This window comes from Micavibrio aeruginosavorus EPB (assembly GCF_000348745.1).
Taxonomy (GTDB): Bacteria; Pseudomonadota; Alphaproteobacteria; order Micavibrionales; family Micavibrionaceae; genus Micavibrio; species Micavibrio aeruginosavorus_A.
Map to the genome: position 1 here is coordinate 1,997,713 of NC_020812.1, position 19,862 is coordinate 2,017,574.

The 19,862-nt window shown below is 53.6% G+C and carries 14 protein-coding genes; 4 read left to right on the plus strand and 10 right to left on the minus strand.

Annotated features, from left to right (window positions below; all coding sequences use genetic code 11):
* Window positions 1-6: 6 nt before the first annotated feature.
* The 7 genes from A11S_RS09365 to A11S_RS09395 are packed head-to-tail and all read right to left on the minus strand — an operon-like array spanning window position 7 to window position 7,045.
* A complete protein-coding gene (locus A11S_RS09365; protein WP_015468279.1) occupies window positions 7-1,131 on the minus strand; it encodes a protein-glutamate methylesterase/protein-glutamine glutaminase in 1,125 nt (374 codons plus the stop codon).
* On the minus strand, window positions 1,131-1,511 hold the full coding sequence (locus A11S_RS09370; protein ID WP_015468280.1) for a response regulator: 381 nt from the start codon (window positions 1,509-1,511) through the stop codon (window positions 1,131-1,133). The genes A11S_RS09365 and A11S_RS09370 overlap by 1 nt, the downstream gene beginning before the upstream one ends.
* On the minus strand, window positions 1,508-1,978 hold the full coding sequence (locus A11S_RS09375; protein ID WP_015468281.1) for a chemotaxis protein CheW: 471 nt from the start codon (window positions 1,976-1,978) through the stop codon (window positions 1,508-1,510). Before A11S_RS09375 ends, A11S_RS09370 begins: the two co-directional genes overlap by 4 nt.
* Window positions 1,975-4,278 (minus strand): chemotaxis protein CheA, encoded by a 2,304-nt coding sequence (locus A11S_RS09380; protein WP_015468282.1) that lies wholly within the window; start codon window positions 4,276-4,278, stop codon window positions 1,975-1,977. Before A11S_RS09380 ends, A11S_RS09375 begins: the two co-directional genes overlap by 4 nt.
* 24 nt (window positions 4,279-4,302) lie before the next feature.
* The gene (locus tag A11S_RS09385) at window positions 4,303-4,923 is read right to left on the minus strand and encodes a protein phosphatase CheZ (protein WP_235067745.1); all 621 of its coding nucleotides are present in this window, start codon (window positions 4,921-4,923) and stop codon (window positions 4,303-4,305) included.
* 1 nt (window position 4,924) lies between these two features.
* Window positions 4,925-5,311, minus strand: coding sequence for a response regulator (locus tag A11S_RS09390; RefSeq protein ID WP_015468284.1), 387 nt, complete (start codon window positions 5,309-5,311; stop codon window positions 4,925-4,927).
* Between the two features lie 57 nt (window positions 5,312-5,368).
* Window positions 5,369-7,045, minus strand: coding sequence for a methyl-accepting chemotaxis protein (locus A11S_RS09395; RefSeq protein WP_235067747.1), 1,677 nt, complete (start codon window positions 7,043-7,045; stop codon window positions 5,369-5,371).
* Window positions 7,046-7,469: 424 nt separating this feature from the next.
* Here A11S_RS09395 and A11S_RS09400 point away from each other — a divergent pair, with 424 nt between their 5' ends.
* Complete coding sequence (locus A11S_RS09400; protein ID WP_015468286.1) at window positions 7,470-8,231, plus strand: response regulator transcription factor; 762 nt, start codon at window positions 7,470-7,472, stop codon at window positions 8,229-8,231.
* On the opposite strand, the gene A11S_RS09405 is transcribed toward A11S_RS09400, so the two are convergent.
* Together A11S_RS09405 and A11S_RS09410 are read right to left on the minus strand one after the other, a co-directional pair.
* Window positions 8,228-11,431, minus strand: coding sequence for a translocation/assembly module TamB domain-containing protein (locus A11S_RS09405; protein WP_015468287.1), 3,204 nt, complete (start codon window positions 11,429-11,431; stop codon window positions 8,228-8,230). The genes A11S_RS09400 and A11S_RS09405 overlap by 4 nt on opposite strands.
* Window positions 11,432-13,228, minus strand: a complete 1,797-nt coding sequence (locus tag A11S_RS09410) for an autotransporter assembly complex protein TamA (RefSeq protein WP_015468288.1) — start codon at window positions 13,226-13,228, stop codon at window positions 11,432-11,434. It lies immediately after the preceding gene.
* 307 nt (window positions 13,229-13,535) lie between these two features.
* Between A11S_RS09410 and A11S_RS09415 the strand changes: the two genes are divergently transcribed.
* The 3 genes from A11S_RS09415 (at window position 13,536) to A11S_RS09425 (ending at window position 18,624) form a co-directional block, all read left to right on the plus strand.
* Window positions 13,536-16,838, plus strand: coding sequence for a transglycosylase domain-containing protein (locus tag A11S_RS09415; protein ID WP_041802674.1), 3,303 nt, complete (start codon window positions 13,536-13,538; stop codon window positions 16,836-16,838).
* A 114-nt stretch (window positions 16,839-16,952) separates the two neighbouring features.
* Window positions 16,953-17,891, plus strand: coding sequence for a universal stress protein (locus A11S_RS09420; RefSeq protein ID WP_015468291.1), 939 nt, complete (start codon window positions 16,953-16,955; stop codon window positions 17,889-17,891).
* Between the two features lie 151 nt (window positions 17,892-18,042).
* Window positions 18,043-18,624 (plus strand): hypothetical protein, encoded by a 582-nt coding sequence (locus A11S_RS09425; RefSeq protein ID WP_235067749.1) that lies wholly within the window; start codon window positions 18,043-18,045, stop codon window positions 18,622-18,624.
* Between the two features lie 63 nt (window positions 18,625-18,687).
* On the opposite strand, the gene A11S_RS09430 is transcribed toward A11S_RS09425, so the two are convergent.
* Complete coding sequence (locus tag A11S_RS09430; protein WP_015468293.1) at window positions 18,688-19,767, minus strand: hypothetical protein; 1,080 nt, start codon at window positions 19,765-19,767, stop codon at window positions 18,688-18,690.
* Between the last annotated feature and the right edge of the window lie 95 nt (window positions 19,768-19,862).

Sequence of the window (19,862 nt, forward strand, 5' to 3'; positions counted from 1 at the left end):
GCTGCGTTATAACCCTGTGACAAGCTTTTTGATCGTCACGTCCAATTGAGATAGCGGTTGGACCGCAGAACATAGCCCGGCCGTTGCCACGGCTCCCGGCATGCCCCATACGATGGATGTCTCTTCGTCCTGCGCGATAACGTTGCCCCCGTTATCGACGACTTTGCGACATCCCTCCAACCCGTCACTGCCCATACCGGTCAGAATGACGGTCAGAATTCGCGATCCATAAATATCAACCAGACTACGCAACATCACATCCACCGACGGGCGGCAGAAATTTTCCGGCGGCCCCGAATCCAGATGAATCGCCGGATATTCACCTGGACCTTTCTGAAAGATCATGTGCAATCCACCGGGTGCCACATAGGCAGATCCAGGCTTCAACACCATTCCTTCAGCCCCTTCAAAACACGGTATCCCGCAGTTTTGTTCGATATGTTGCGCCAGCATCGCCGTGAATGTTTTCGGCATATGCTGGGTAATCACGATGGGAAGGGGGAAGTTTTTCAGCCCCTTCAACATATCCATCAACGCCTTCGGCCCGCCGGTCGAGCTGCCAATCGCCAGAATTTTCGGCGGCAATGGCGTTTTGTGTGGACGCAATGTAATCGTAGCCTGCGGGTAGAGCTTTTTCGCCGTCCCCGCATCCGCACCATTCGTATGATTGGTCGGTGCATATTTTTTGCGCGGGCGGCCCAGAACACGGATCACACGGACCAAATCACGCTGAAAATCAGCCGCACTGGAAATCGATTCACCACCCGGCTTCAAAATACTGTCCGTTGCGCCCAACGCCAGAGCCTTCATCGTAACATCCGCCCCGCGCGCCGACAGGGTGGAGCAAATCAAAACACGAACATCCGGCTTTTCTTTCAGCAACAACGGCAAAGCCGTCAGCCCGTCCATCACCGGCATTTCAATATCCAGTACGACGATGTCGGGCTGCAGCCGCGCAATGGCCTTGACCGCCAGATCACCATTTGGCGCCGTCCCCACAACTTCGATCCCCTGTTCCGGGGTCAAGGTGCGCGTGATAACCGCACGAATAACCGCCGAATCATCGACGATCATGACGCGGATATTCGGCGCCTCCTGCGGGTTATGCGGGCCGGTCGTAATGGCGGTCATTACGCCTCCACATCTTCAAGGATGTCGAGCTGGACCAGCTTTGTCCGCAGAATAATTTGATCGAACGGCTTCATAATATATTCGTTCGCACCGGCTTTCATGGCACTCATAATATGGTCCATACTGCTTTCTGTTGTGCAGAACAGAACTTTCGGCGTATCGCCATTTTCCATCCCGCGCAGTTTTTCGATAAATTCCAGACCATTCATGCGGGGCATATTCCAATCCAACAGGATCATCCCCGGCATTTTTTTCTGGCAAAATTCATAGGCGTAGACGCCATCTTCTGCTTCTTCACAGACCAGGCCGAACTCTTCCAGACTTTTGCGTGCGATTTTTCGGATGGTCGCACTATCATCAACAATCAGGCAAAATGTCATGCGACACCCTCCACAAGGCTGTTTTCGTAAAATTGGGCTGACGCCAGAAGCTTTTTGACATCCAATGTCACCAGCAACTGGTCCGGCAGCTTATAGACACCTGCGGCCACAGCACTCCACGAGGCATCCAAGGTCGGGGGAATTGGCTCTATATTATCTTCGTCAAGCGTTAAAACATCGCCAACAGCATCGATAATCAAACTGAACAATTCACCATTCTGTTCGACAACAACGCTCATGCCACCAGATCCATCACTGGCCGGCGGTTGGTTCAGGCAACGCCGCACATCGATCACCGTCACGATACGACCGCGCAGGTTCATAATTCCGGCGATCGTTGGTGGGGCCAACGGCGTACGCGTGGTTTTTTGGGATCGCAGGACATCATTCACCTGCAAAACCGAAACCCCGAACAATTGCCCGGCCAGTATAAAGGTCAAATATTCGTTTGACGTTACATGTGTCATTCCGCTGCCCCCTGATACATCCCGAATTCATCGGCATCATGACCATTATGATTGATCGTTTGAATGACAGGTGCCACCGCTTTCATGTCCGGCTCATAGGTCAGGTTGATAATATCGGCGGCCTGGCCTTCGATAATCGCGCTGCCCGCCAACGGACCATCCGACTTGATTTGGAATTCACCACGGAAGTTTGTGATGTCCATGATCTTATCAACGATCAAGCCGGCAATACCGTTTTTCGCCGCGAACACAATCACCGGGCGCTTGCCTTCTTTCGGCAGGGTTTCGGCGCGACCCGCGTAGAAGACCGGCATCAACGTATCGTAATACTGGATCACGCGTTGCTCGCCCGCCTGCTCGATCTCGGACAATTCGATTTCTTCCAGCCGTGTGACGTGTTTCAACGGCACAGCCTTCAGGCCCTTGTTGCCAACGCGGAACAGAAGCAGCGGCGTTTCCATGACGTTCTCCTTGGCCTCGGCTTCGGCGTCCTCTTCCGCTTGCTTGGACATATTGTCCAGAATGCCCGCGGTTTTCATGATTCCAGACGGATCCAAAATCATAATCACCTGACCGTCGCCCAGAATGGTGTTGCCAGAGAACACCTGTTGCTGGCGCAGAATGCTGGACAGCGGCTTGACAACAATCTCTTCGGTGTCGAATACGCGTTCGACGATCAAACCGAAATTGAACCCGCCAACCTTGATCACCGCAATGTGGCGCGCCCGTTCGGCAGATCCCTCCTGCTGCGGCAAGCCCATCAATTTGCGCAGGGACACCAGCGGCAGGATGCGATTCCGCAGACGGAACACTTCGGAATCATTGACCTTTTCGATCTTGTTCGGGCCATTGGCATTCACCATGACCAATTCACGCACATCCAATTGCGGAATGGCGAAACGTTCTTCACCCACACCGACAATCAACGCCGAAACAATCGCCAGCGTCAGCGGGATCTTAATGGTAAAGGTAGACCCCTTACCCTCGATCGATTTCATTTCGATCGATCCGCCGATCTGTTCAATGTTGGACCGCACGACGTCCATACCGACGCCACGTCCGGACACAGACGTAATTTTTTCGGCCGTGGAAAATCCGGCATGGAAGATATATTGCTGGATTTGCTGGGTCGACATGTTGGCCAGCTCGGCCTCGGTCGCCAAACCGTTCTGGATAATCTTGTTCTTGATCTTGTCCATCGGCAGACCGCGACCATCATCGGAAATTTCGATGATGATGTGGCCACCTTCGTGATAGGAGTTCAGCTTGACCTTACCGGTTTCGGGCTTGCCCGCCGCGCGGCGCTGCTCCGGGTTTTCAATCCCGTGGTCGGCGGCGTTGCGGACCATGTGGGTCAACGGGTCCTTGATCATCTCCAGAACCTGGCGGTCCAGTTCCGTTTCCTGACCCTGCATATCCAGGTCAATTTTCTTGCCCAATTCCGAAGAAATATCGCGAATAATACGCGGCAATTTGGCCCAGGCATTCCCCACCGGCTGCATCCGCGTCTTCATCACACCTTCCTGCAGTTCGGACACAATGTGATTCAGGCGCTGGAGCGAAGAGGACAGCGAGCTGTCATCCTGCATCCGGGAGATTTGCAAAATCTGGTTCCGGGTGAGAACCAATTCGCTGACCATGGTCATCAGCTCTTCCAAAACATCCACGCTGACGCGCAATGTCTGGGCTGCTGCACCACGGGCCTCACCATGCTCACCCGCCGCCGGCGCAGGCTTCTCACTTGCCTGCGGCTGGACGTTCAGGACATGCGGCACCTCTGCAGGAGCCTCAGGCGCAGGAGTACCCATGGCACTCGCCGGAATTGGGACATAATCATCAATTGATTCCATCCCCGCCGTCGGGTCTTCGACCACGGGTTCTGGCTCCGGCTCGGGCGCAACAACGGCGGCAGGCGCATCATCACCAACAACGGCCGCAGCTTCCAGACGCGCAATCAAGGCGCTATCGTCGCCTTCGGGTTCAGTCCCCGTTTTTTCAATTCCGTCCAGAATATCCTTAATGCGATCCAGGGCTTCCAGGATAAGAGAGATATTTTCCGGCGTGGCTGTCTTTTTGCCTTCACGGAACAAACCCAACAAATCTTCGGCCTTGTGCGCCACTTTTTCCAAACGTGGCAGGCCCAAAAATCCGCACGTCCCCTTAATCGTGTGCATGATCCGGAAGATTTTCGAGAGCAAGTCCATATTGCCCGGATCCTGCTCCAGCAGAACCACATCATTATCCAACGCGCCAATACTTTCGTTGGTTTCGGTCAGGAATTCGTTAATTAAGTCATCCATGACGGGGTCCTCTGCATTGCCCTTTCAGCTGTCAAATTCTGCCAAAAGGCGGTCAATATCATCTTGGCTGACGCCACCCTGATTGGGCAAAGCCGGGCCATTCAAAAGGCTGGGCTTGTCCTTGGACGCATCGCCACCATCTTCATCGCGCAAATGCGCAAAACGCTCACCCAGCGTCTGCAACATATGGCTGACTTTCTGGTCGATGGTTTTCAGGGCCGTTACAACCTTCTTGATCCGCTGGCCGGTGATGTCCTGGAACGTGCATGCCTCATATATGCTGACAATATGGGCCTCGATTTTTTGCACCAATTCCGGGTCACTGCCCTGAATTTCACCCATAATGGCCTCGCATGAATCCATGATGGATCCGGTGGCCTTCTCCGTTGTTTCAACAACGGCGTCCAGCTCATCCGTCGCGGTCGGAATGTGGGTGTTTTGAATGGCGTTTGGCTGGGCCGCCTGTAATTCCGTGCGCATCGTTTCGATGGCATCTTTCAGGCTGTTCAATTCCTTGTTCACGACATCGAACGAAATTCCCTGCGGGCTTTGGATTTTCCCGATGACGGAATTGACGATGGTGACAACCTGGTCGCGGCGATACATGGTATCAGCCCCCCCTTTGATTTCGCTCTCCCCACTCATATCAGAAGCTCCCCAGAACGGCGGCGATTTTGCTCTTCAGGATTTCCGCGCTGAACGGCTTCACGATGTAGTTGTTCACGCCGGCCTGACGTGCGGCAACCACGTTTTCGATCTTGCTTTCCGCCGTCACCATAATGAACGGCAATTTATCATTCCCGTTGGCCCGCACGGTTTTGAGAAGCTCTAAGCCCGTCATCGGTTCCATATTCCAGTCGGAAATGACAAGGTCATAGTTTTTATGTTTCATCATATCCAACGCCATGGTTCCATCAGTGGCTTCGTCAACATTTTTGAAACCAATCTGGGCCAAGAGGTTACGGATCACACGCAACATCGTTTTATAATCATCAACGATCAAAACTTGCATTTGCGCCGGATTAACAGTCATTGGTTACACCTCATTGTTACTTGTATTTATGTAAGTTTACTTAATGGAAAAGCCAGATTACGCCGCCTGAATATCACGCAGGAAAGATTTAACCTCGCCATCCATTTTTTCGGCCTGAACCGACAACATCCGGGCCGCATCCAGAACTTCGCGCGTCGCCGCCGTCGTCGAATCCGTCCCACCTTTGATGGAGAAGATGCCGCCGTTAATCTGTTCAACCCCCTGGGTCGCCGTGTTCATATTGGACACGATTTCCTGGGTGGCCGCGGCCTGTTCCTCAACAGCGGCGGCAATGGTGGCGGATGTTTCATCAACCTTGCCAATGGCTTCACGCACGCTGAGCAGAACGTCGGCCACGTTCACAGCGGTTTTTTGAACACCGTCCAATTGCTGGCGAATTTGCTCGGTTGCCTTGGCCGTTTGCGTGGCCAGGTTTTTCACCTCGTTCGCAACAACAGCAAAGCCCTTGCCTGCCTCGCCGGAACGAGCTGATTCGATGGTGGCATTCAACGCCAGCAGGTTAATCTGCCCCGCAATGTCCTCGATCAGCGTTGCAATCGCACCCACGGCACCGGACATATCCACCAATTCGCGTGAAGACGCATCGGCGGCTTCGGCTTTGGACATGGCGTCCTGTACCATGTTGTTGGAAATGGCGATCTGACGGGAAATTTCCTGCACCGTTGCGGCCATTTCCTCGGCCGCACTGGCCACAGATTGCACGTTGTGTGAGGCCTGTTCCGATGCAGATGCCACCTCGACCGATTGACGGTTGGTTTCATCGGCAATTTTCGACATGCCTTCCGCCGTTTGCGACAATTGTGTCGATGCCGCCGCAACGGTGGACACCGTATGGGTTGCATTGGCATCAAAGGATTGAATCAGTTCCTGAACACGCTGCTGACGCTTTTCTTTCAATACCTGCTCACGCTTTTCGGCTTCAACCATTTCGCGCTGCTTGATCAGGGCAACTTTGAAAAATTGAGCAGCACGAGCCACGTCGCCAATTTCGTCCTTGCGATCGGCACCCTGAACATCAACATCCAGATCATTATCCGCAAGTTTCTTCAGTACATCGACGGACGCATTCAAAGGCTTGGCGATCCCTTTGGATGACAGAACAAATCCAAACAAGAAACCGAGAACAACGATGCTAATCGACAGAACAACAACTGTATGTTCTGACCGAACTGCCATTGCCGCAGTGTTATCACCCAGTTCTTTGACATCTTCGTTCATGTCCGCATTCAGTGCCCAGAGCAGCTCCATCATCTCGCGTCCATTTTTTTCATTTTTGGCCGCTGATTCTTTTAGCGCCGAGTCATCCTCTTTGGTCTTCGTCACATAAATTGCGTTGGCTTCACGCAATGTAATTTCCATCTGCGCCATGAACACATCATATTTCGCCTTGATGTCTTCCAACATCGGAGCCTCTTCCGCATCGGCAACAGATTTCATAAAAGGAAGACCTTCGGTAAAAACCTTCTTGTAGAACTCTGTCCGCTCTTCCGCGTCCTTGACGGATTGCGCTGTGTCTTTTACGGCGATTGACACTTCGGCGTACATCAACGTCGCCTGTGCATCCAGCATATCATTCGATGTCTTCAACAGATCACTGCGCAAAATTGATACCGCAATCGCATCCTGCATCTGATCCACGGACCGATACGACACAAAGGCCAGAATACCCACCAGAGCAACCATTACGGTCACCAGGGACAGGACCTTCGTCATAATTTTTCTGTCGTTGAAGAATTTCATTTCTGACTTCCCATCATTTTTGTTATTTGACGCAATTAAAATGGCGGGCCCATTCTGGACCGCTCTATCAAATGATGGTCGCAAAGACGTGTTACAGAACGATGCCCGGTTTGTTACAGATTTGTTACAAACGCAGAGCCGCCCGCCCCCGAATCAGGGGCACCTGTGGATAAGATTCCGTAAAATATTGAACCCATTGGGAAATCGTAAAGACGCGCAGGCAGGTCTGCGGTTTTACAGAACACCAAAAACATATACCTAAGGCTATATAAACTATCCTTAAGCGCTAAGCCTTTGATTCTAACGTTCATACTTTCTATAAGGTTCATCGGATATGATGGGGGAAGTAGAAAATTGAGTACCCGCGTATTTATTTTTAGTGAGCGTGAGATTCAGAATGAAGACACCGACACACACCATTCTTATTGTCGATGATGACCCGTTGGTCCAACAAATACTTAAAGAACCCCTCCAATATGAAAATTACAATGTTCTGCTTGCCAGCGACATTGCCGAGATGGAGAAAATTCTGCGCGCATGCAGCCCCAGCCTGATTTTGCTGGATCACATGTTGCCCGGCGGGAATGGCATTGATGCCCTGCCCCATATCCGTGATTTGACCGACGCCCGCATCATTATGATCAGCAGCCGCGACGATCTGGCCTCAAAAATCAAGGCGTTGGAATCCGGTGCGGATGATTATTTGTGCAAACCGTTCCAGATCCGCGAATTGTTTGCCCGGATCAAGGTGCAATTGCGCCATCACAGCGAACTGTTCCAGCGCGCAGCCACGGCAACATCGCACAACAGCGACCGCATCCAATTTGGTGATTGGGTTCTGGATCGCAGCCAATTTCAATTGTTTGATCGCAACAGCAAATCCGCCGGATTGACTATCAGGGAATTCCACCTGTTGGAAGCCTTGGTGTCATCCCCGAACCGGGTTCTGACGCGCGAACAGATTTTGGACAAAGTCCATAACGGTAATTTCAACGTCACAGACCGCGCAATTGACACGCAAATCGCGCGTATCCGGAAAAAACTGGGCGACCATTGCCCCGAAGCGCGCATGATTCAGTCCGTGCGCGGGCTCGGATATAAATTCGCCTCGGACGCCATCTATGCCGACCAAAGCAGAAAGATGAGTGCAGCGATTTAGTAATCGCGCGTCCAGAAGATACCGCCGCCGGCCTTTGCATCTTGCCCGACGGAACTTTCGACGGATATGCTCGGCGTGACTTCAACTTCGATACTGGCGGCACTTCCTGTGCCGCCAGTATCGTTTTCAACACGCAAATACACGCGGTCGGTCAAATATTTTCCAACCCCCACAGTGGTTGCACCGTCATCGTCGCTTTCCACACTGATATCATCCAAACCCGTGATATCGCGGACCATCCCCACCGGGTCAAACCCGCCCCCCTTGCCGGAAAAACGTTGCAGCGTCTGTGTTAATTGCACGGCCTGGAACGCACTGATCCGGCTCATGTCTTTACCGAACAAAATACGCGACATCACTTCGTCTTCGGGTAAGGCTGGCACGGAGGCAAAACTGATTTTCGGTTCACTGACGCGCCCGGTCAGCAGGACAGAGGCCTTTACCTCTCCCGTATCATGTGTGGCCTCAACATCCAGATAGGGGGATGGCGGCACAGCCCCCTGAAACCGCAAATTGGCCCGGGCCAGATCAAACCGCTTGCCAAATTCTTCATATCGTCCCCGAATGGATGAAAATGTGCCGTTCACCAGCGGGGCCGCCGCCGTGCCCGTCACATCCAGATTACCGCCAAATTCCGCATCCAAGCCCCAGCCCCGCACGAAAATGCGCTGTGGCGCACGCAATTTCACATCCAGCGCAATTTTTTGCAGCAACGGGTCCTGCCCCGCCGTACGCTCTGGCGTTATGATATTCAACTCAGGAATCTGCGTTTGAAATTTTTCCGGGATCGTGACGTTGAAATCGTTCAACGTCACCATTCCCGTCACATCGTAACCATCCGCGCGTCCGTTCAGAGCCAGAGCGGCATCCGCCGTGCCATCGGCCAGATTGCTTTTGACCAAACGCACGCCATCCAGATCAAGCGTCATCGACGTTGCCGCGGTACTCACAAGATCAAAAACGCCGCCCCCGGAAATATGCCCACCCCGTCCATCCACAGCGGATAATTTTTGTAACTTTATTCTGGTGCGGTCCAGATCCGCCGCAATATCAATATCGCGCAACGTGACATCATATTGGTCGTAATCATATGTCCCGTTTTGGAATGTCACCGTCCCACGCGCATCTGGCGCGGACAGCGTCCCCATAATCGTACCATCAACGCGCAAATCCCCGGACAGACGATGCCCCGGCGGCAAGATCAGGCCGGCCAGAACGGCACTGTCCAAATGCGCATTCACCGCACCCTCTAACGGGGTCTGCCCCGGCAGGTCAAATGCAAATGGATACAGCGACACCGCCAGTGGAACAGACGCCCGCGCGGACAAGGCCTGTATCGCCGGCCCTATACCGTTGACATCAAAACGCGCGATACCGGACTGATACCCCCCTTTGACGGCCAATGTTATGGCCGGAACATCTGGCGCAACCACAAGATCATCGGACTGCGCCGTTACGGCAATCATCGGGCTGGCCAACGGTCCAGTAATATCGACAGTCCCCGTTACCGCCGTGCCCGTCAACGCCACGGGCAGCGTGGCCGGAATATCGGCCATTTTAAAATCTTTGGTCACCATCGAAAGCTTGGCGATCTGATCGACCACATCCCCGGTCAAACGCACGGATGATCCGCCCATCGTCACGGCCATATCAATATTTCGCAGTGATGGAACCGGCTGATCCAACGCTGACAGGTCGGCCTGCCCGTTCACCCGCAAAGCCTGTGGAACGGTGCCCGTCCCATCAATATTCAAGCGATAATCACCCGTATCATTCTGTGTAATTTTTGCGACCATCGTTTTGACGGCGATCGTATCGGATAATTTTGCGCCGTCCAAAACCACATCCATTGTTTGCGGCCAGGGGTTTTGAATATCCGCCAACGCGGCCTTCACCCGCAAATGATCGGCACTATAGGTATCATAGCGCGCGCCCTGAATATCCGCATCCAGCGTCACGGCTTGCGTGGCCGCTGCGGTCGGGGCAAAGCTGGCATTCACCTTCACCCGCCCCGCCAGATCCTTACCAATCAAGGGGGCATAGGTCGCCAGCGCCGCAATATCGGCACGGGCTTCGCCGCTGATCAGCCTGGTGGATGTATTGACCAGACCATCACCGCCCGCCGTCAAATCCGGCCCGGTGAGTGTCAAAGCGGAAATATTTAATTCTGGCGCGTCATACGAAAATTTTAACGCCGCCTGCAAATCAACATCCCGGTAACGCCCGGTCATCTCTACCGTGCCCGCGGGGGTGGATACTATATTTTGTGCGGTGGCCGTCACGTCCAGGCGCGGCAATCCATTTTCAACCAAACGATCCATGACCAGCGAACCGGATAAATTAAGGGCCGGGTCATTGGACACACCATGAATCCGAACCTGCACATCGGCCTGCCCGCCCTCACCCGTCAGGGGACGCAGGTCGGAGCTCTGAACCGCCAAGGTGAAATCAACGTCCCCACCGGTATGCAGGTCGGCACGCCCCGCGCCATCGGCTGTATAAGACGCCGATTCAACCCGGAATGTTTCCAGATTGGCCCGTAAATTTTGCGTATCCACGGCACCCTTTATACGGAGCATCTGCGGCATCCACGCAATCACCGTGTTACCCGGCTGCCCAATGGCTGCACTGATATCAAGCCCCAGACCGGATGACAGATTCACTTTCATCGTAACATCTGGCGCCAGAACCACGGCCGAGCCCACAACACCATCGCGCAAATCCAGCCGTTTAATCCGCAACCGGTCCAGCGACAAACTGCTGAAATACAAATCCGGAAGAGTGAAGCCTGTCGGTTTCTCCGTATCTTCATCCTTTGCGCCAGCGGGCAGACGATGCACCGTCACAGCCCCCGCATCAAAACTGATTGCGGCATGACGCGCCGCCAGGGGCACAATGCCCAACCGCATCGTCATCCGGTCCGCATCCGCGACAATGCCGTCGGAATCGTCAATACGCAGGCCCGTAATGGTCAGTCCGCTGATCGCACTGTAATACACGGCGTGATAATCAACGGCGTATCCGGTACCGTCCAACGCCAGATTGATCTGCTTGCGCAGCATGGCCTGCCCACCGGGGGTTCCCAGCCAGACAAACCCGACCGCAATCAGCACGTGGATCATCATGACAAACAGGAACAGGACGGACAGAACCTCCAGCACCGCATGACCCGTTTTTTGCAAAATGGTTTTTATCCGCATTTAAAACGCCTGCCCGATGCTGATATAAATTTGAAAATTCGATTCCAGATCGTCCTTTTGCGTCAAAGGCACGGCAATATCGAACCGAATGGGGCCAAAGCCGCTGTAATAACGGGCCCCAACGCCCGCACCAACGGCCACATCATTCATTTTTGGCCATGATTCATTCGCCACGGTACCTGCATCGACAAAGGCCACAGCCCCCAATGTCGTTGTAAAACGCTGGCGCATTTCAACGCTGCCCGTCACCATGGACCGGCCACCGACGGGATCATCGTTTGAATCCTTTGGCCCCACCTCTTGATACCCATAGCCGCGAACGGACCCACCACCCCCGGCAAAGAACCGCTCCGTGGGAGGGATATCAAAGGTTCCACTGCCCACAATACTGCCAATATTGGTGCGCAGGGCCAGGACGGACCATTTCTTTTCATCCAGCGCCCAATAAGTGCTGGCCCCAAATTCCAATTTGAGGAAGGGATCGCTGACGCCCAACACATCGAAAAACGGCGTCGCCGTTCCGGCGATCCGCCATCCACGTGTCGGGTCCAACGCATCGTTGCGGTTGTCAAAGGTCAAACTGTTCGGCAAGGACACCAGACCATAAAGATCATCGCCATCCTTGCGATCATTATCTTCTGTAATCTGGGTCAGGCCCAGCTTCACCCCTGTTGATCCGATCAGACGCTTATTAAACGTGCGATTGATGGACGCGCCGACGTCAATCCCTAACTCTTCATACGCATCTGTGTCTTGACGCCGCACTTCCGTATTCAATGACAGGCTTTGATCCTTACGCAGGAAAAAAGGCTTCAACACATTCGCGGACAGGCTTTGCTTCAAAGCAGACAAGCCCAGCGTGGTGGTCAGCTTTTCAGCGGCACCAAGATAATTGCGATGTTCCCACCCAAACGTCGCGCCCAAGCCCTCGTCTGTATAATAACTCAACCCCGCTTTGACGGTACGGTGGGCGCGCTCGGATAGCCGAACCTCAACCGCAACCATCCCGTTTTCATCCGGCGCAGCTGGCAAAATCGTTTCAGCCCGCGAAAACAAACCGGTTTCCATCAAAGCGCTTTTCAAACGTTCGATCCGAGCGTCCCGGTAACAATCCCCCTCTTTCCACGGCACCAGCTTGTCCAGATAAGATGTTTTGACACTGTCCTGCCCGGTGAAGGTCACGCGCCCCAGCGTGGCCTCCGGACCGACTGCGACACGATAGGTCACATCCGCCGTATGCGTATCGGGGTTCAGGAGAACTTCGTTTTTCACATCCAACGTGAAATAGCATTTGTCCTTGGCAATACGGTCTTTCAGCGTTTCCTGCAGAACCAGAACCGCGGCGGCGTCCAGCGGGGTGCCGGGTTTCAGCGCGTCATCACCCATCACCGCGGAAAATTCCGGCGGGTTGGTCGTTAATGTTGCGATGGTGTAAAGTGGCCCCGCCGCAATATCATACGTTCCCACAAACGGTGTTTCTGTATCATCGACATATTTGACCGTGGCATCATAATAACCCTTCGCCCGCATCGCCTTCTGCAGATCCATCAGGATCATCTGCTCGCGATAGGCTTCGCGGCGCTGGTTCTCGGCGACATCGTCCCCCAGTTCAAAATCACCACCCAGGCGATCATCAACAATTTTTTGCAAGAAGGGGACCAATGTCGGATCCGACACCCCCTCCACACCCGACAGGCTGTATGCCGTGCGCACGTCCGCACCGCCCCAGCATCCGGCCAAACCCAGACACAACGGCATCAGCAAAACCAACGGTGTGGAACCGGGCCAGATACGCATAGAAAAGTCCATTTTCAAAGCCGCCGGCCCACCCGGCGGGCTATGGCCCTAACGGCATGATTGTTCATGGTTTTTATGATGGCGACTTTATAATGCGATTCTGGATTTTTGAACATATTGAAGACAGGCGCAAACCACATAAACCGATCAGTTTAATCACCATAACATCAATATTGCACCGCCACATTTTGGCCTTTTTGCAATTTATTTGCATATTGACCGGACGACGGTGTAATTTGCCCCCAATCGTACATGAATGCGAACCACAGGGAGGCACCGCAGGACATAAACTGCGGTCAGTCAAAAATTGAGCGTAGATCATAACAACACCGAAAACGTGACTCCTCCAACAGAGGATCACAATGCGCCAGCCCCTTCGCCAAAAAAGAAATCAGCCCTGCGCAAATGGATGATTGGCACCGTTGCCGGGACCGCCATCGTCGGAACGCCCGCGGCATTGCTGGGCCTTTACGAGGCCAATGAAAGCACGTGGCAATCCCAGTATTTCAACGAAATCGCAACCGGCAAGCGCCACACCACCAAAATCACCGATCCGCTGATCTTCCCGCCGGCCAAGGGGCCGTTTGATGATCGCCGCGGATACAGACATTTCGCCGCGTATGACCAGACCCTGACCGCCCGCGGCAAATGGGAACGATCCTTCGTTGCGCCATGGTATGACCGCAATATTCAAGGCATTCAACTCAACCTGCTGGAAGATGAAAAGCAACAGGCCGGCGCAACGATCACCGATTACACTGGCGATACGATGTATCAGGCCCGGTTCCCGCGGAATGTTTATAAAACATTCGATGACGTTCCGAAAAAATTACTGAACGCTTTGCTGTTCGTTGAAAACGCCGAATTGCTGGCCGATCATCCGGACCGGCAAAACCCCGCCGTTGAGTGGGACCGTTTTGCCAAGGCATCGTTCCACCAGGTTCTGAAAAAACTGGGCGTGGCCAGTGAATATCCGGGCGGGTCCACCGCCGCCGTACAGAAGGAAAAATATAAATATTCCGATGGCGGCCGCACCGAAAGCCCGATCGACAAATTACAACAAATGGCCAGCGCAACCACCCGCGCCTACAAAGACGGCGTGGACACCACCGAAGTCCGCAAGGATATCGCACTCGACTACATCAACTCTATCCCGCTGTCATCCTATCCGGGGCAAGGCGATGTTGAAGGGATTGGCGACGGCATTGCATTGTGGTTTGGCCGCGATTTCGCGGAATTGAACCATCTGCTGACCAAAGACGAATCCATAATGGACGACGCCGAAATGGCCGAAGCGGGTCAAACCTTCCGCGAAGCCTTCTATCTGGCCCTGTCCATCAAGAAGCCGTCGGAATATTTACTGCGCACCCGTGGCCGCGATGAATTGAATGCGCGGGTTGATAACCTGCTGCCCCGTCTGGCACGCGAAGGCATTATTTCCGAACGGATGCGTGATGCCGCACTGAACGCCAAGCTGGAGTTCAGCAAATCTGAAGATATCAAACGCAAAATGGCCGTTCCGCATAACAAAACGGAAATGTCCCTGCGGATTGAGATGATGAACGCGCTCGGCGTTAAAACCGGCCTGTACGGGTTGGACCGCACCGATGCCTCCGCCGTGACAACGGTCAACAAGGACGCGTCCGAAGCCGTTACCCAATTCCTGCACGGGTTGAAAGACGTTGAAAATGTTCGCGCCGCCGGTTTGCTGGGCTATCCCATGCTGAAAGAAGCCGGGCTGGAGGATATTACCTATTCCTTCACCCTGTATGAAGCGGGCGAGAAAGCCAACTATCTGCGCGTTCAAACGGACACCTACCAAGGGGCCCTGAACCTGAACGAAGGATCCAAACTGCAATTGGGTTCGACCGCAAAACTGCGCACACTTGTCACCTATCTGGAATGTATGGCCTATCTGCATGAACAATTGTCCGGCAAGGACGTGTTCGCACTGGAGGAAGCCAAAAACCAGTACAAAGACAATTTAAGCCGCTGGGCCATTGACTATCTGATTGCGGAACACGCCAAGGACGAGCCCAACCTGTCCCTGCGCGCGCTGCTGGACGCCGCGATGGAACGCCGCTATTCCGCCAACCCAGGTGAAACATTCTTCACCGGCGGTGGCATTCACCGCTTCAACAACTTCAAGAACGATGAAAATGGTCGCGTTCCGACCGTCCGCGAAACGTTGCAAAATTCGCACAACCTGCCGTCCGTTCGGATTATGCGCGACATCGTGAATTTCACGATGGAACATAAAATGGACGTTCCGGACGACATTTTCACCAACCCGGACAGCCCGCAACGCGCCCGCTATCTGGAACAATTCATCAACAAGGAAGGCAAGGTCTTCCTGTATCGCGCCTGGAACGCCCAGCGGGATAAATCGCGTGACGATATATTCACCGATCTGGTCAACAAACGCGATCACCGCGCCCAATACCAGATTGCGGCCTTGTACCGCATGATTTTCCCGCAAGGGACAGTCGAAGAGATGGCCGCCCGCCTGCACGAAATCGAATATCGTCAGGACAACCCGGACGCCAGCGATGATGCGGTGATCGAATATATGGTCGCCAAATCCACCGACGAAAAAGTCATGAAGAAGATGCAGGCGATGTACACCATGTACGACCCGGAACGCTTCGTTTACGAACCATGGAAACGCGATCCGCAAAGCAACAAATTCAACCTGAACGACCTGGCTTTTATCACCAAGGTTCACCCGCTGGATCTGTGGCTGGCACACGAAAACACCAAGACGGATACGCCGTTGTCGTGGAGCGATGCCTACGCCGCCGCCACCGCCCCGAACGCAGAGGGCGAAACAGTGATGAAGGATATTTATTCATGGCTGTTGAAACCCCACAAAATGGAAGCCCAGAACAAACGTCTGCGCATCATTCTGGAAGAAGACGCCTTCAGCCATATTCACAAAATGTGGGCGAAAAACGGGTTTTCCTTTGAAAAGATGACGCCGTCACTGGGCTCCGCCCTGGGCGATTCCGGCGACACGCCGGCGGCTCTGGCCGAATTTTCCGGCATCATCGTCAACGGCGGCATCCGTAAACCCAGCATCCGTTTCACCGACATGACGCTGGCCCCGGATACGGAGGAACGCGAGCGCGCCTACACCCGAAAGCCGGAAGAATCCGTGCGCGTAATGCCACAGGAGGTCGCAGACGTTGCACTGGAAACCATGCAACTGATCGTGCGCGACGGGACCGGATTCCGCGCCGGGAAAGTGGTTCTGGATGACGGCCGCGTTTTGAACGTGGGCGGTAAAACCGGAACAGGTGACAACCGCGATAAATTCTTTACCGCGGGCGGCGGCATGACGTCCGCCGAGGTGAAGAACCGCACGGCTACTTTTGTGTTTGAAATTGATGACCCGGTTTCGGGAAAACGCTTCTTCGGCTCCGTCCTGCTCTATGTTGACGGTCCGAATGCCGCCAAACATAAATTCACCAGCGCCGGACCGACTCAGGTGTTGAAAAACATTCTGGTCATGCTGAAGCCGTTCCTGAACGAAGCCTGCGGCGTCACGGCCCCCGTACAAACGGCGACACTGGACAGCAAGAAAAACACGCCAAAGGCCCCAGCCCCGTAAGGACAAGCACCGGCCGACAACCGCAGGCAATGTGCCTTATACATTTACACGCACCCGTGAACGTCATATCGTTCACGGGTGTTGTTTTACGCGCAGGAAAGGCCACCAAACATTATGAATAATTTTCACAATATCCTGTTTGTCACCCTCGGAACCGACCATAAAGCCGAAGGCCTGAAACAAGCCATCAGCGTGGCTCGGAATAACAACGCCAAGCTGAAAATCCTGATTCTGGTCCCTGAAATGCCCGATGCCATGCCGGACTACCGCAAGCAACTGGATGATTTGATCCTGACCCACACGCGCAATCTTGTTGAAACCGCATCCGCCGCATTGCATGGACCACATACACCGCTCAACATCACCTATGATATTGAAGGCGGCAGCACCGCGGCCATTCGCATTATTCAACACGCGATAAAAGGCAAACACGATCTGGTCATCAAGGACGCCGACGTACGGGACGGCAACGCCGGGTTCAAGGCCCTGGACATGTCCCTGTTGCGCAAATGCCCCTGCCCCGTCTGGCTGTGCCGTCCGATCCCGGATTCGCGCGAAAATATGAGCATTGCCGTCGCCATTGATCCGGAAAGCCCGAACGCATCAGCCCACGCACTGTCGATCAGAATGCTGAAATTGGGGCGCGCCATGGCCGATACGTGCAATGGGACACTCAACATTATTTCATGCTGGGACCTACCCTACGAGGCCGCCCTGCGGGACAGCGCGTTTTTAAGCCGGCCTGAAAATGAAATCGAACATCACATTCGCGCCCGCGCCGCCGAACATCGCGAAGCGTTGCAAGGTCTGCTGGACGAAGCCGGGCAAACGGATCGTCAGGTCGTGCATCACCTGCGTGGCATTCCGGAGGATGTCATTCCGTCACTGATCCGCAACCATGGTATTGATGTCCTGATTATGGGCACCGTCGCCCGCGGCGGCATCGCCGGATTTATCATGGGCAATACGGCGGAAAATATCGTCCAAAACCTGACATGCTCCCTGTTGGCCCTGAAGCCGGATAATTTCGTTTCACCGGTAAAAACCGGGTAAATCAAAAGATAAACTTTGTTTTTTCATAAGTTTTGCATCGCATCACACTTGTATTTTGACAAATACAAGGGGCTGCGGCACCGTCCCCATCCTTATTCATAATTGACACTTTTAACAGGGGACAACCATGTCATCACTGAATGTAAGCGTAATGACCAAATTTCTGAAAGCAGCCGCACTGGGAACCGCATTGGCCGTTGCTGGCGGTGGTTGCGCCGCCGTGGGCGTTGGCGTACCGGGCGGTGGCGACAGCGTGAACACCGACCTGTTCAAGGACGAGAAAGATTTTCTGGCTCGCATGGACAAATTGAAATCCGTCACCGGCACCGACAAAGTTGTGACCAAAACCGAAGTGCTGAACATCCTGGGCGTGAAAGCGAAAAAATTGCGCAACATGGATCGTTCGGAAATTCGTGGCGCATTGGAAGGCACCGGCCCGAACGCGATGCCGCTGGTGAAATCCACGCTGACCGCCGACGTTCTGAAATGCCTGCAGGGCTCCAGCTTCCAATATGCGGATGATAACGGCAAATACGCCTTTAACAACCCGATCCGTTGGCAGAAAGAAACCAAGGGCTTCAATTACAATGTTCAAATGATTTTCAACACCTGCTCTGGCAAAGAGCCGGTTGTTGACACCGTTCTGGACAGCGGCGGCCCGACCTACAGCAAACGCAAGAAAACCGTGTTTGACCTGATCAACTCGGACAGCTTCTCTCTGCCGGGCATGTAATATTTTCATACATAAAACCCCCGCCCGGTTTGCGCCGGACGGGGGTTTTATTATGTCTGCGCTTTACAGCCCGAATTGATATCGCGCCAGAACGCCGATGATATGGTCATCAACACCATCTTCCTCAGTATTCTTCCACCCCGCTTCCAGCGTCAGGCCATTTTGGAAATCGTATCCGGCGGACATCTGGTTCAGATGATCGTCAATATCATCCGCACCCGTAACATCAATATTCCGCATCGTATGCGCCAGCGTCAGGTTCCAACGCTCATCCAATATCGTTTTGACACTGCCGCTCAGATAATCGCGGCCTTCGCCATCAACACCACCAAAATTCTGGATATCCGTATATTCGGCAAACAGGTCCAGATTGATGCGTTCATTGACAATCACGCGATGCCCCAGCGTCGCCACCCAGCCGGATTCATCCGCGCCACCCGTGGCATGATCGGCATCCCCCTCGCCGAGGAAACGATATCCTAATTTATAATACAGCCCATCGACGCCGGCGACATTGTCGCCATCCAGCCCTGCAACAAAGGATGAAAAATCTTCTGTATTCGATGCGCCACCGTCGTCTTTTTCAACCGTACCGCGCCCGCGAATAATGGACTGGCTCAAAATTGTTGTATCGGTGAAGAACGTCGATCCGGTCAGTGTATGCGTGCCCATCGTTTCGGTTTCAAACGCATAGGAAACGCCAAAGCCGATTTTTTCGGTGATTTCGTAATCTTCGGCGAAATCTTCGCCCCAGATCCCGCGCCCCCATTCCCAGCCAAAACCAAACGCCGGATTGAATTTCCCGGCAAACACGTGCCATGGACCATGCACGAAATTCAGTTTGATTTCCTCGGCATAAATCCCTTCATCTTCGAAAAATAAATCATCACCCGGCTCCGGATCGCGCACAGGCTCCAACACCAAGGTACCGTCGATATAAAAGTGATCATTCAATGTCAGCGTCGGCGCGACCTCGGTGCGGAAGAACATATTGGTGCGGTGATTGTCATCATTCGACGAATCCACCCCGCTTTCGCTTTGCAATTCCATCAGGACATCGGCACTGATGCTCTGGGCCTGCGCCTGACCACCGCACAGGGCGCTCGCGAATAAAAAAGAATAAAAACAATGCGATAACTTCATTTCGAGTCCCTTATGCTGGCTTTAGTTCTTGCTTAGAAATTTAGCCTATGCTAAATATTAAACATAGACCTAAATTGTATAAGGAACAACACCCC

Bases quoted from the DNA above. Each gene is read 5' to 3' on its own strand.
- A11S_RS09365 (WP_015468279.1), bottom strand. From the start codon at position 1,131: ATGACCGCCATTACGACCGGCCCGCATAACCCGCAGGAGGCGCCGAAT.
- A11S_RS09370 (WP_015468280.1), bottom strand. From the start codon at position 1,511: ATGACATTTTGCCTGATTGTTGATGATAGTGCGACCATCCGAAAAATC.
- A11S_RS09375 (WP_015468281.1), bottom strand. From the start codon at position 1,978: ATGACACATGTAACGTCAAACGAATATTTGACCTTTATACTGGCCGGG.
- A11S_RS09380 (WP_015468282.1), bottom strand. From the start codon at position 4,278: ATGGATGACTTAATTAACGAATTCCTGACCGAAACCAACGAAAGTATT.
- A11S_RS09385 (WP_235067745.1), bottom strand. From the start codon at position 4,923: ATGAGTGGGGAGAGCGAAATCAAAGGGGGGGCTGATACCATGTATCGC.
- A11S_RS09390 (WP_015468284.1), bottom strand. From the start codon at position 5,311: ATGACTGTTAATCCGGCGCAAATGCAAGTTTTGATCGTTGATGATTAT.
- A11S_RS09395 (WP_235067747.1), bottom strand. From the start codon at position 7,045: ATGACGAAGGTCCTGTCCCTGGTGACCGTAATGGTTGCTCTGGTGGGT.
- A11S_RS09400 (WP_015468286.1), top strand. From the start codon at position 7,470: ATGAAGACACCGACACACACCATTCTTATTGTCGATGATGACCCGTTG.
- A11S_RS09405 (WP_015468287.1), bottom strand. From the start codon at position 11,431: ATGCGGATAAAAACCATTTTGCAAAAAACGGGTCATGCGGTGCTGGAG.
- A11S_RS09410 (WP_015468288.1), bottom strand. From the start codon at position 13,228: ATGCGTATCTGGCCCGGTTCCACACCGTTGGTTTTGCTGATGCCGTTG.
- A11S_RS09420 (WP_015468291.1), top strand. From the start codon at position 16,953: ATGAATAATTTTCACAATATCCTGTTTGTCACCCTCGGAACCGACCAT.
- A11S_RS09425 (WP_235067749.1), top strand. From the start codon at position 18,043: ATGACCAAATTTCTGAAAGCAGCCGCACTGGGAACCGCATTGGCCGTT.
- A11S_RS09430 (WP_015468293.1), bottom strand. From the start codon at position 19,767: ATGAAGTTATCGCATTGTTTTTATTCTTTTTTATTCGCGAGCGCCCTG.